Below are 11,992 nucleotides of genomic sequence, written 5' to 3' on the forward strand. Positions count from 1 at the left end.
GCTAGCCCCGGGTCGCCGGCGTCCGCGATGCTGACGAGGTGCATGAGGACTTCGAACGGTGCGTGCGGGCCGTGCAGGCGAAGGACGCCCGCTTCGACGGGTGGTTCTACACGGCGGTCCTGACGACGAAGATCTACTGCCGCCCCAGCTGCCCGGTCGTGCCGCCCAAACCGCGGAACATGAGCTTCTACCCGAGCGCGGCCGCGGCCCAGCAGGCCGGCTTCCGCGCCTGCAAGCGCTGCCGCCCCGACGCCAGCCCGGGCTCGCCGCTGTGGAACGAGCGGGCCGACCTGGTGGCGCGGGCGATGCGGCTGATCGCCGACGGCGTCGTCGACACCGAAGGCGTCCGCGGCCTCGCCGCCCGGCTCGGCTACAGCGTCCGGCAGGTCGAACGCCAGGTGTTCGCCGAACTCGGCGCCGGCCCGCTGGCCCTGGCGCGGGCCCAGCGTGCGCAGACCGCGCGGACCCTGATCGAGACGACCGCGCTGCCGATGACCGAGCTGGCCCTCGCCGCCGGGTTCGGCAGCATCCGGACGTTCAACGACACCGTCCGAGAAGTGTTCGCCCTCTCGCCGACCGAACTGCGGCAACGCGCGAAGGGCACGCCGTCGGCCGCGGCCGGAGCGCTCGTGCTGCGGCTGCCCTACCGGAAGCCGCTCTGCCCGGACAACTTGTTCGGGCACCTCGTGGCGACCGGCGTGCCGGGCGTGGAGGAGTGGCGCGACGGCGCCTACCGCCGGACGCTGCGGCTGCCGCACGGCCACGGCGTCGTCGCCCTGCGGCCCGAGGACGGTCACATCGCCTGCCGCCTCACCCTCACCGACCTCCGGGACCTGCCCGCCGCCACCAGCCGGTGCCGCCGCCTGCTGGACCTCGACGCCGACCCGGTCGCCGTCGACGACCAGCTCGCCACCGACCCGCTGCTCGCCCCGCTCGTCGCGACCGCACCCGGCCGCCGGGTCCCGCGCACGGTCGACGGCGCCGAGTTCGCGGTACGGGCCGTGCTGGGCCAGCAGGTCTCGACGGCGGCGGCCCGCACCCACGCGGCCCGGCTCGTCGTCGCACACGGCGAACCGGTCGACGACCCCGAAGGCGGCCTGACCCACCTGTTCCCGTCACCGTCGGCCCTAGATGGGCTGGACCCCGAGACCCTGGCCATGCCGCGCAGCCGCCGCCAAACGCTGCTCGCCCTGGTCTCCGCGTTGACCGACGGGCTGGACCTCAGCGCGGGCAGCGACTGGGAGGCAGCCCGGGCGGCCCTGACGGCATTGCCCGGGTTCGGGCCGTGGACGGTCGAAAGCATCGCGATGCGCGCCCTCGGCGACCCCGACGCGTTCCTCCCCACCGACCTCGGCATCAAGTACGCGGCGGAAACCCTCGGCCTCGGCGGCCAGGCCGCCGTCGTCGCCCGCTCCGCCGCGTGGCGCCCGTGGCGGGCCTACGCCACCCAGCACCTGTGGGCCACCGGAGACCACGCGATCAACCGGATGCCCGCGGCATGAAACCGACAAGAGTCTCCATGCGAACCCACGCCGTCGTCGACAGCCCCTGTGGCCCGTTGACGCTGGTCGCCGAGGGCGACGCGCTCTGCGGCCTCTACATGGTCGACCAGCGCCACCGCCCGGACGAGCTGACCTTCGGCTCCCACGATCCCGGCGCGGCCGTCTTCGACCGCGCCGAGACCGAGCTGAAGGAGTACTTCGCCGGGCAGCGCCAGGAGTTCGAGGTTCCGCTGGTCTTCGCGGGCACCCCGTTCCAGCAGCTGGTCTGGGCCCAGCTGCGGAAGATCCCCTACGGAACGACGATCTCGTACGGCGAGCTGGCCGACCGGCTCGGCAACCCGGCGGCGTCGCGCGCGGTCGGCCTCGCGAACGGCAAGAACCCGATCGGCATCATCGTCCCGTGCCACCGCGTGGTCGGCGCGAACGGCTCGCTCACCGGCTACGGCGGCGGCCTCGAGCGCAAGCGGTACCTGCTGGACTTCGAGCAGGGCGCGCTCTTCTGATCCCAGCTGGTGGGAGGCGCGGTCCACATCCGTGTGAGATGGGCGGCATCCGCGGCGGGCCGGGGCGGCACGGCGGGGGCCGGGATGGAAGGATTCCGGTCCGTGAAGACCTTCGATGAGCTGTTCGCGGAGCTTGCCGAGCGCGCGCGTACCCGTCCCGACGGGTCCGGCACCGTCGCCGCCCTCGACGCCGGGGTGCACGCCCAGGGCAAGAAGGTGCTGGAGGAAGCCGGCGAGGTGTGGATCGCCGCCGAGCACGAGTCCGACGAACGCCTCGCCGAGGAGATCTCCCAGCTGCTGTACCGGGTGCAGGTGCTGATGCTCGGCCGCGGCCTGTCGACCGAGGACGTCTACCGCTACCTGTGACGGGTCGCTCGGTGCTGGACCGGGCGAGGAACGAGGAGAGAAGCGAAATGCTGCGTGTTGCCGTGCCGAACAAGGGAGCCCTCGCCGCCGCGGCGACGGAGATGCTCGGCGAGGCGGGCTACCGGAAGCGGCATGAGCAGCGCGACCTGACGGTGCTCGACCACGTCAACGAGGTCGAGTTCTTCTTCCTGCGCCCCAAGGACATCGCGATCTACGTCGGTTCCGGCGAGCTCGATCTCGGCATCACCGGCCGTGACCTCGCGCTCGACTCCGGCGCCCCGGTGGAGGAGATCCTGGCGCTCGGCTTCGGCGGCTCGACCTTCCGCTACGCGGCCCCGGCCGGGCGGGACTGGAAGCCGGCGGACCTGCACGGCAAGCGGCTGGCGACGTCGTACCCGCGGCTGGTCCGCGACGACCTCGCCCGCCACGGCGTCGAGGCCGAGGTGATCCGCCTCGACGGCGCGGTGGAGATCTCGATCCAGCTCGGCGTGGCGGACGCGATCGCGGACGTCGTCGAATCCGGGCGCTCGCTGCGGCAGCACAACCTGGTGGCGTTCGGCGACCCGATCTGCGTGTCGGAAGCCGTGCTGCTGCAACGCCGGGGCACCGAGCAGAGCAAGGCCAAGTCGCAGCTGGCCGCACGCCTGCGCGGCGTGGTGTTCGCGCAGCAGTACATGATGCTGGACTACGACTGCCCGCGGACGCTGGTGGAGCGCGCGATCGCGATCACGCCGGGCCTGGAGTCGCCGACGGTCGCCCCGCTCGCCCACGAAGACTGGGTCGCGGTGCGGGCGATGGTGCCGCGCAAGGAAGTCAACCGGATCATGGACGAGCTGGCCGAGGTCGGCGCCAAGGCGATCCTGGCGTCCGACATCCGCTCCTGCCGCCTCTGACCCCGGCGCCCGCACTGCCGCGAATGACTCATTCGGGACCTCCGACGTCCCGAATGAGTCATTCGCGACCTTCGCGGCCGGGGAAGCTCAGCGCGGCCGGTTCGGCTTCTTCGGCAGCAGGTCGTACAGGCCTTTGCGGGCGCCGTTGTCGTTGACGTTGCGGGCCACCGCCACCTCCGAGATGAAGTCCTCGAAGACGAACTCCTCGTCGGCGGGCACGACGGCCGGCGCCTGGTTCTGCTCCAGGTAGCCGTCCAGCGTCGCCGCGATCTCGCGGAACGACAGCGCCTGCAACGTCTCCGGCGCGTACGTCGTCACCGGGACGCCGTGCGCGGCCGCTTCGTTCATCACCACGCCCAGCGGCAGGTGCGAGAGCATCGGGATGCCGAAGTCGTACATCTCCTGCAGCGCCGCGGCCGCGTAGTGCGAGATCGGCCGCCGGTACAGGCTCGGCACCAGGCCGAACCACGACAGCGACGGGCGGCCGACCGTCTGCTCGACGTACCGGACCTGGTCGGCCAGCAGCCGCAGCGCGCGGATGCTCGTCTTGTCCGGCTGGACCGGCACCAGGATGCCGTGCGACGCCGCCAGCGCGTTGTTCGTCAGCACGTCCAGCGCCGGCGGGCAGTCGATGACGCAGTGGTCGTAGTTGGCGAACTGGATGACCCGGGCCAGCTGCCAGCCGGGGACGCGGAACGAGTCGAGCCGCCGGATCAGGTCGAACATCCCCGGCGACGTCGGCACGACGTCGAGCGCGCCGCCCTTGCCGAGGTTGCTGCGCGGGTGCGGCACGACGAGCTCTTCGATCGGGCCCTTCCACGTCTTGGCCAGCGCCTTCGCCAGGCTCGGCTGATCCGCGGCGACCTCGGTCAGCCCGAGCATCTCGGTCGTCGCGTGGCCCTGCGGGTCGAGGTCGACCAGCAGCACCCGCCGGCCCCGCTCGGCCAGCGCGGCCGCGGTGCCGACGCTCAGTGAGGTCTTCCCGACCCCGCCTTTCTGGTTGACCACCGAGGTGATCTGCATGCCGGAGCGCTCCTCAAGTCGGTCGTTCCGCGAAGGTTATTGGATGCGGGCCCGTTGTGGGTGGCTATCCGCCCCCGGCCTGTCGCGGCCGGACCATCAGGGCCTGGGCGCCGGTGGCCACCGGGCCGCCGTCGTCGTGCAGGATGCTCGTCGCCGTGCCCACGCCGTGCCGCCCCACCAGCGTGACCGCGTCCAGGCCGATCCACTCGCCCCGGGGCACCCGCCGCAGGTGGACGGTCAGCTCGGCGTTGATGAACCACCACCGGCGCGGGTCGAGGTAGTTCGACACGCCGTTGCCGGAGTCGGCGACGGTGAACAGCCGCTGCAGGCCGCTCGGTTCCTCGCCGTCGACCAGCGGGACACGCTGGCGGGCCCACACCGCCGCCGGCCCCGGCACGTCCATGCCGCCGCGCACCGCGCGCCACTCCACCGCGTCGAGGTAGCCGCCCTGCCAGCCCTCCGGCCACGGCGACTCGCCGACGCTGCCCGGTGACGGCAGCAGCGGGCCCGCGTCGGTCGCGATCTCCGCCGTGTCGGCCGTCGCGATCCGCCACGCCGAGGCGCGCGCCACCACGCGGTCCGCGCTCGCCAGCTCGGCCTGCAGCAGTTCGACCGACCGGCCGGGCCGGTCCACGCGGGCCCGCACGGTGAGCTCGGCGACCGGTGCCGGGCCGAGGATCTCGACCGTCACCCGGGCCAGCTCGGCCGGGTGCGCCTGTTCGACGTTTTCGAGGGCACGCACCAGCAGCGCCGACGGCGGGCCGAAGTGCTGGGCGTCCGGGGTCCACGGCCCCGCCGTGTGCCCGGTCGCGGAGAACCGGCCGCCGCCGAGCGGGACGTAGAAGGCGTCGGCCATCAGTCCGCCCGGTCCAGCGGCGTTTCGTCGCCCGCGTCGGGCTCCGGCCAGCCGGGGTACTCCGGCGGCGTGCCGCCGTACTCGGGGCAGTGCGCCTGGTGGTCGCACCAGTTGCACAGCTTGCTCTTGTTCGGCCGGAAGTCGCCGGTCTTGCCGGCCTTCAGGATGGCCTGCCAGATGGCTTCCAGCGTGCGCTCGAAGCGGAGCAGCTCGGCTTCGTCGGGCGTGTAGGCCAGCGACTGGCCGTCGGTCAGGTACATCAGCTTGAGCTGGCGGGGCACGATCCCGCGCAGCCGCCACAGCACGACGGCGTAGAACTTCATCTGGAACATCGCCTTGGCCTCGCCGATTTCGCGCGGCGCGGCGCCGGTCTTGTAGTCCACGACCCGGATCTCGCCGGTCGGCGCGACGTCGAGCCGGTCGATGTAGCCGCGCAGCAGGACGCCGGAGCCCAGTTCGATCTCGACGTGCAGCTCGCAGGCCTCCGGTTCGAGCCGCCGCGGGTCCTCCAGGTCGAAGTAGGCGTCCAGCAGCTTTTCGGCCGATCGGAGCCATTCCGCGTGGTCTTCGGGTTTTTCGCCGTCGAACAGCTCGGTCCACTCCGGACGGTCCGCGGACAGGTCCGTCCACGCCGGGCCGAGCAGCTCCCTGGCCTGCGCGGGGACGCGTTCGGCGGCCGGCAGCGCGAACAGCCGCTCCAGCACCGAGTGGACGAGCGTGCCGCGCAGCTGCGCCTTGGTCGGGACCTCCGGCAGCCGGTCGACCGCGCGGAACCGGTAGAGCAGCGGGCACTGCTTGAAGTCGCTGGCCCGTGACGGCGACAACGCGGGCCGCCGCCGCACCTCGGTGGCGACGGCGGAGGCTGGAGTGTCGGTGGTCACGGTCTCGGCGTCGGGCATGGGCAGAGCGTAACGCCGGGGTACGACAGTTCCGGCGACCGCAACGCCCACGGCCCCGAGCGCCCCAATGTGGCGTTCGGTGCATCCAACGCACCCAATGTGGTGTTCGGTGCGTCAGACGCAACCAACGCCACATTGGGGCGCTTGTGGGCGCGACACCTTCGGGGCCCGGATCACCCGGTACCCACACCCGGGGCTCTAGGCTCTCCGCATGGCCGCGACCAGTGAGCAGGGCACCGGGGGCACCCGGCGGGCCGTCCTCCCGGACGGCGGCCTCCTGCTGTTCCGGGTCGCCGGGGTGCCGGTGCTGCTGGCGCCGTCCTGGTGGATCGGCTCGCTGATCGTCGTCGTGCTTTACGCGCCGCTCGTCGGCCGGCTGCTGCCGGACGCCACCGCGGCGACGTCGTGGCTGCTGGCGGGTGCGTTCGCGCTGCTGCTGGGCCTGTCGGTGCTCGCCCACGAGCTCGGGCACTGCCTGGTCGCGCTGCGGCTGGGGATCCCCGTGCGGCGGCTGCGCCTGTTCCTGCTGGGCGGTCTGTCCGAAGTGGCCCGCACGCCGAAACGTCCCGGTGACGAGGGCCTGGTCGCCGCGGCCGGGCCGGCGGTGTCGCTGCTGCTCGGCGGCTTCTGCGGGCTCCTCGTGTTCGCCGTGCCGCCGGACGGCGCGGTCTGGCTCCTGGTCGCCGAGTGCGCGGTGGCGAACCTCGCCGTCGGCGTGTTCAACCTGCTGCCCGGGCTGCCCCTGGACGGCGGCAGGCTCGTCCGCGCCGGCGTCTGGGCGGCCACCGGCATCCGCGCGAAGGGGACGCGCGCCGCGGTCGCCGGCGGCGCGGTCGTGGCCGCCGGGCTGCTCGTCTGGGCGCTCTGGGGTCTGGCGACGGCGAGCCCGGACCGGTGGCTGCGGTTGGGCGTCTGCGTCGTCACGGCGTGGTTCGTGATCCTCGGCGCGCGGTCGGAACTGGCCGCCGAGACACGCCGCGCCTGGCCCGAAGGGCTCGTCCTCGGCGAGCTCGTCCGGCCGGTGCTGCAGCTGCCGGCCGAAAGCCCGGTGTCGGACGCGCTCGCCGCGTCGGCCGGCCGGGGCGTGGTGCTGGTCCGCGCCGACGGCGTCGCGGCGGGGCTCCTCGACGAAGGCGCGGCGGAGCGGCTCGCGGGCACGTCGCCGCACGCGCCCGCCGAACTGGCGGCCGAGCCGATCCGGGCGGAAACCGTGCTCCTGGCGTCCGAGCCGGGGGAGGACGTCGTCGAGCGCGTCCGCGAGACCCCGGCGTGGCAGTTCCTCGTGGTCGACGACGAGGGCCGCCCGGCGGGCGTGCTGCGCCGGGACGACCTCCGGGCCGCGCTGAACCGCCGTACCCGCTGAGGTCGTGGCCGGGACGGCCTGCGAAGATCTGTCGTCGGCCATTCGGGGTACAGGAGGAAGTGTTGTCGGTCAGCGGACCGTTTCGCGCGGGTGATCGGGTGCAGTTGACCGACTCGAAGGGGCGGCACTACACCCTGACGCTCGCCGCCGGTGGTGAGTACCACACCCACCGCGGCGCCCTGGCCCACGACGACCTGATCGGCCGTCCCGAAGGGTCGGTGGTGACGTCGGCGGGCGGGTCGACCTACCTGGCGCTGCGTCCGCTGTTGCCGGACTACGTGCTTTCGATGCCCCGCGGCGCGCAGGTGATCTACCCGAAGGACGCCGCGCAGATCGTGATGTGGGGCGACATCTTCCCGGGCGCCCGCGTGCTCGAAGCCGGCGCCGGCTCCGGCGCGCTGACGTGCTCATTGCTGCGCGCGGTCGGCCCGGCCGGGCACGTGCACTCCTACGAGATCCGCGACGACCACGCCGAACACGCCGAGCGGAACGTCGTGAAGTTCTTCGGCGAGAAGCCGGCCAACTGGTCGCTGACGGTCGCCGACCTGGCCTCGCACGAGGGCGAGGTCGACCGGGTCGTGCTGGACATGCTGGCCCCGTGGGACCAGCTGCCGAACGTGGCCGCCCATCTCGTGCCCGGCGGCGTGCTGACGGTGTACGTCGCGACGGTGACGCAGCTCTCGCGCGTGACCGAGTCGCTGCGCGAACAGCAGTGCTGGACCGAGCCGGAGTCGTGGGAGACGCTGATGCGCCCGTGGCACGTGGTCGGCCTGGCGGTCCGCCCGGACCACCGGATGGTGGCGCACACGGCGTTCCTGCTCACCGCGCGGCGGCTGGCGGACGGCACGGTGTCCCCGCGGGTGTCCCGCCGGCCGAGCAAGGGCAAAGGCTAGGTTCGCGCCCCGCGACAAACGCCCCAATGTGGCGTTGGTTGCGTCCAACGCACCGAACGCCACATTGGGTGCGTCCAACGCACCCAATGCCACATTGGGGCGGATCCGCGGCCCGAGGTTCACGCCGCCGGTCTGGCCTCGCTCAGCCCGGCACGCACCAGCGGCCGTTCTCCTTGTGCAGCGGGAAGGGCGTGTCCTTCGTGCCGCCCGGCGCCTCGACGTGGACCACCGCCGTCGCCGACTCGCCGCGCAGCTCCGGTGGGCGGGGGAGGGTTGCCGTCACCGGGCCGGCCGCGTCCCACATCCGCTGCAGCCTCGCCAGGGCTTCGGCGGTCTGCGGACGGCACGTGAGCTTGCCGAACGCCGCCGAGTCGTGGCGGGCGATCGCGTCGACGATCGCCCGGGCCAGCACGCCAGCCGCCGCCGTGTCGGCCGCGTCGGGGGCCGGTGGTGCCGACGAGCGGGGCGGTGACGGCGGCGGGCTCGACGGTGCCGGCCGGGCGCCGTCCGGGGCGACGAGGAGCAGGCCCAGCACGACCCCTGTGCCGGCCACGCCGAGCAGGACCAGCCCGGCGGCGAAGGCGCGGTTCACCGCCTGCGGGGGCTCACGAGCCGTCCGCCTGCACGTTCGACAGGCACCACAGCCCGGATTCCTTCCGCGCCGACATCGTCCCGACCTTGGTCTTGCTGCCGTCGGTGGCCGAGTAGCGCACGGTGGACTTGTCCCCGCTGTCCTGCGGCGAGCCGGTCAGCTTCACCGTCACCTTCGGGATGTCGCCGGTGGTGCCTTCGAAGACGCTCCGGCAGATGGTGTCGGCGAGGGCGCTCTCGTCACTCGCGTTGTAGGCGGTGATCGTCGCGTCGAACAGCTCCTGCGAGCTCGGCTTGCCGCCGGGGGCCGGGCCGCCCGCGGGCTTGCTGCTCTTCGACGTCGGGCTCGTCGGCGCGGTGCTCTTCGGCTTCGGGGTGGTCGCCTTCGGCACCGTCGACGGCGCCGCGGAGCTGCTGCTCGCCGGCGGTGCCGCGGCCTGCTCGCCACCGCTGTTCGTGAGGACCAGCGCCGTCACGCCGCCACCGACGAGGAGCACCGCGCCCGCGGCGACGCCGATTATGAGCCCGGTTTTCTTCTTCTTGGGCGGGGGAGCCTCACCGAAGCTGCCGCCGCCGTACGGGTCGTACCCCCCGAAGCCCTGTTGCTGACCCCACTGGTCCTGCCGGCCCCATTGGTCCGGCTGGCCGAACTGGGGATAGCCCTGCTGGGGCTGAGGGCCCGTCTGCGGGGTGTAGCCGCCTTGCTGCGGCTGACCGTACGGGTCGGGCGTGCCGAACTGCTGGGTGCCGCCGTAGCCCGGCTGCGGCTGGGGTCCGCTCTGGGGGTAACCGCCCGGCTGCGGCTGACCGTACGGCCCGGGCTGCTGTCCGTAACCACCGGGCTGCTGGCCGTAACCGCCCGGTTGCTGCGGCGGGTAGGTCATGAGTGGTACCCCCTGGCGTTCCTTCGAAGAGACCCGGCCCTCACTGCCGGTCCGTGGTCGGCCCGATGCTAGCCATCGGGCCCGCCCACCGCGCGGTTAGGGCGGAACTCGCCGGAATCGCCCCGATCCCGGCAGGGTTGGGCGCCCCGGCGGCGGGGTACTCCCGACGTGCTTGCTTCACCCCGGCCGGTCGGAACCCGCCGCGCACCCGCGCCACGGCACCGAAATGGCCGCTTGCGCTGCGGGAATGTCCGTGCTGGGGGAGGCGGGGAAACCGCGACGCGCCGATCTTGTGATCCGGAAAGGCCTTTTCTTGTCGGTGATCGCCGGTACCGTGGAATGAAAAGCACTCCGAGGAGGTGCCCGATGCATCATGACCTTCCCGGAGGTCGGCGCGAGGAGGCCGACCCTTCAGCAACATCCGGAGCTGGGACGACGGCGGACGAGCAGGCTCGGCAGATCCGTTTTCTCGAGGAGGAAGTGGCGCTGCTGCGCCGCAAACTGACCGACTCGCCACGGCAGAACCGAGTTCTCGAACAGCGGCTCGCCGAGGCCTCGGAAAGGGTGAGCCAGCTCACCGAGCGCAACACCAAACTGGTCGAAACCCTGCGCGAAGCGCGAGGACAGCTCCTCGCCCTCCGCGAGGAGGTCGACCGGCTGGCCCAGCCACCGTCCGGGTACGGCGTCTTCGTCGAGGCGTACGAGGACAACACGGTGGACGTCTTCACGGCCGGCCGGAAGATGCGGGTGTCGGTTTCGCCCGCGGTCGAGATCTCGTCGCTGCGGCGTGGCCAGGCGCTGCGGCTCAACGAGGCGCTCACCGTGGTCGAAGGCGGCGGCTTCGAACGCACCGGTGAGGTGTGCGCGCTGCGCGAGGTGCTCGCCCCCGACGTCGAGGGCGGCAGCCCCCGTGCGCTGGTGGTCGGGCACGCGGACGAAGAGCGGGTGGTCCTGCTCTCCGACCTGCTGGCCGAGCAGCCGCTCAAGCCGGGCGACTCGCTGCTGGTCGACTCCAAGGCCGGCTACGCGTACGAGCGCGTGCCGAAGGCGGAGGTCGAGGACCTGGTGCTGGAGGAGGTGCCCGACGTCCGCTACGAGGACATCGGTGGCCTGTCCCGGCAGATCGAGCAGATCAGGGACGCGGTCGAGCTGCCGTTCCTGCACGCCGACCTGTACCAGGAGTACCAGCTGCGGCCGCCCAAGGGCGTCCTGCTCTACGGCCCCCCGGGCTGCGGCAAGACGCTCATCGCCAAGGCGGTGGCGAACTCGCTGGCCAAGAAGGTGGCCGAGGCCCGCGGCGACGCCGCGGACGGGAAGTCCTACTTCCTGAACATCAAGGGCCCCGAGCTGCTCAACAAGTTCGTCGGGGAGACCGAGCGGCACATCCGCCTGATCTTCCAGCGGGCGCGGGAGAAGGCCTCCGAGGGCACCCCGGTGATCGTGTTCTTCGACGAGATGGACTCGATCTTCCGGACCCGTGGGTCGGGCGTGTCGTCCGACGTCGAGACCACGATTGTGCCGCAGCTGCTGTCGGAGATCGACGGTGTCGAAGGCCTGGAGAACGTCATCGTCATCGGCGCCTCCAACCGCGAGGACATGATCGACCCGGCGATCCTGCGGCCGGGCCGGCTCGACGTCAAGATCAAGATCGAGCGTCCGGACGCCGAGGGCGCGAAGGACATCTTCTCCAAGTACCTGGCCGAAGGCCTGCCGATCCACGCCGACGACCTCGCCGAGTTCGGCGGCGACGCCAAGGCGACGTTCGACGCGATGATCCAGCACACCGTCGAGCGGATGTACGAGGAGAGCGACGAGAACCGGTTCCTCGAGGTGACCTACGCCAACGGGGACAAGGAGGTCCTGTACTTCCGCGACTTCAACTCGGGCGCGATGATCCAGAACATCGTGGACCGGGCGAAGAAATCGGCGATCAAGTCGGTGCTGGAGACCAAGCAGCCGGGTCTCCGCGTGCAGCACCTGCTCGACGCGATCGTCGACGAGTTCGCGGAGAACGAGGACCTGCCCAACACCACCAACCCGGACGACTGGGCCCGGATCTCCGGCAAGAAGGGCGAGCGGATCGTCTACATCCGCACGCTCGTCACCGGCAAGAACCAGGACTCGGGGCGGGCGATCGACACCGCCACGAACACCGGTCAGTACCTGTAGTTCCGGACCATCGATGGGGCGGTCGCCGAGGCGGCCGCCCCATCGGCGTG

General features: G+C 72.2%; 12 protein-coding genes. 7 read left to right on the top strand and 5 right to left on the bottom strand.

All coding sequences use genetic code 11. From position 1 onward, the window contains the following. Positions 1-38: 38 nt before the first annotated feature. The 4 genes from AB0G28_RS19395 to hisG all read left to right on the top strand — a co-directional run bounded on the left by AB0G28_RS19395 (position 39) and on the right by hisG (position 3,264). Positions 39-1,502, top strand: a complete 1,464-nt coding sequence (locus tag AB0G28_RS19395; RefSeq protein WP_361090217.1) for an AlkA N-terminal domain-containing protein — start codon at positions 39-41, stop codon at positions 1,500-1,502. Positions 1,503-1,519: 17 nt separating this feature from the next. Continuing rightward, positions 1,520-2,005, top strand: coding sequence for a methylated-DNA--[protein]-cysteine S-methyltransferase (locus AB0G28_RS19400; RefSeq protein ID WP_361090220.1), 486 nt, complete (start codon positions 1,520-1,522; stop codon positions 2,003-2,005). A 102-nt stretch (positions 2,006-2,107) separates the two neighbouring features. After that, positions 2,108-2,371, top strand: coding sequence for a phosphoribosyl-ATP diphosphatase (locus AB0G28_RS19405; protein WP_043784093.1), 264 nt, complete (start codon positions 2,108-2,110; stop codon positions 2,369-2,371). A 47-nt stretch (positions 2,372-2,418) separates the two neighbouring features. Beyond that, positions 2,419-3,264: an ATP phosphoribosyltransferase gene (gene hisG, locus AB0G28_RS19410; protein ID WP_361090224.1), complete on the top strand. Its 846-nt coding sequence runs from the start codon at positions 2,419-2,421 to the stop codon at positions 3,262-3,264. A gap of 87 nt (positions 3,265-3,351) precedes the next feature. Here hisG and AB0G28_RS19415 read toward each other — a convergent pair whose 3' ends face one another. From AB0G28_RS19415 to AB0G28_RS19425, 3 genes are all read right to left on the bottom strand, one after another. Beyond that, on the bottom strand, positions 3,352-4,287 hold the full coding sequence (locus AB0G28_RS19415) for a ParA family protein (RefSeq protein WP_361090227.1): 936 nt from the start codon (positions 4,285-4,287) through the stop codon (positions 3,352-3,354). A 64-nt stretch (positions 4,288-4,351) separates the two neighbouring features. Continuing rightward, the gene (locus AB0G28_RS19420; RefSeq protein ID WP_361090230.1) at positions 4,352-5,143 is read right to left on the bottom strand and encodes a thioesterase family protein; all 792 of its coding nucleotides are present in this window, start codon (positions 5,141-5,143) and stop codon (positions 4,352-4,354) included. Next, a complete protein-coding gene (locus tag AB0G28_RS19425; RefSeq protein ID WP_361090233.1) occupies positions 5,143-6,042 on the bottom strand; it encodes a RecB family exonuclease in 900 nt (299 codons plus the stop codon). The genes AB0G28_RS19420 and AB0G28_RS19425 overlap by 1 nt, the downstream gene beginning before the upstream one ends. A 211-nt stretch (positions 6,043-6,253) precedes the next feature. Here AB0G28_RS19425 and AB0G28_RS19430 point away from each other — a divergent pair, with 211 nt between their 5' ends. Then, positions 6,254-7,405 carry a site-2 protease family protein gene (locus AB0G28_RS19430; protein WP_361090236.1) on the top strand — a complete coding sequence of 384 codons (1,152 nt, stop codon included), beginning with the start codon at positions 6,254-6,256 and terminating at the stop codon, positions 7,403-7,405. Between the two features lie 62 nt (positions 7,406-7,467). Beyond that, complete coding sequence (locus AB0G28_RS19435) at positions 7,468-8,298, top strand: tRNA (adenine-N1)-methyltransferase (protein WP_310972954.1); 831 nt, start codon at positions 7,468-7,470, stop codon at positions 8,296-8,298. 142 nt (positions 8,299-8,440) lie between these two features. Here the strand turns inward: AB0G28_RS19435 and AB0G28_RS19440 are convergent, their stop codons facing one another. Together AB0G28_RS19440 and AB0G28_RS19445 are read right to left on the bottom strand one after the other, a co-directional pair. After that, positions 8,441-8,890, bottom strand: coding sequence for a hypothetical protein (locus tag AB0G28_RS19440; protein WP_361090239.1), 450 nt, complete (start codon positions 8,888-8,890; stop codon positions 8,441-8,443). A gap of 13 nt (positions 8,891-8,903) precedes the next feature. Then, the gene (locus AB0G28_RS19445; protein ID WP_361090242.1) at positions 8,904-9,773 is read right to left on the bottom strand and encodes a hypothetical protein; all 870 of its coding nucleotides are present in this window, start codon (positions 9,771-9,773) and stop codon (positions 8,904-8,906) included. Between the two features lie 366 nt (positions 9,774-10,139). On the opposite strand from AB0G28_RS19445, the gene arc reads away from it, so the two are divergent. Then, a complete protein-coding gene (arc, locus tag AB0G28_RS19450) occupies positions 10,140-11,942 on the top strand; it encodes a proteasome ATPase (protein ID WP_361090245.1) in 1,803 nt (600 codons plus the stop codon). The last annotated feature ends 50 nt before the right edge of the window (positions 11,943-11,992 follow it).

Origin of the sequence: Amycolatopsis sp. NPDC021455 (assembly GCF_040640995.1) — a bacterium.
In the GTDB taxonomy this organism is placed as follows: domain Bacteria; phylum Actinomycetota; class Actinomycetes; order Mycobacteriales; family Pseudonocardiaceae; genus Amycolatopsis.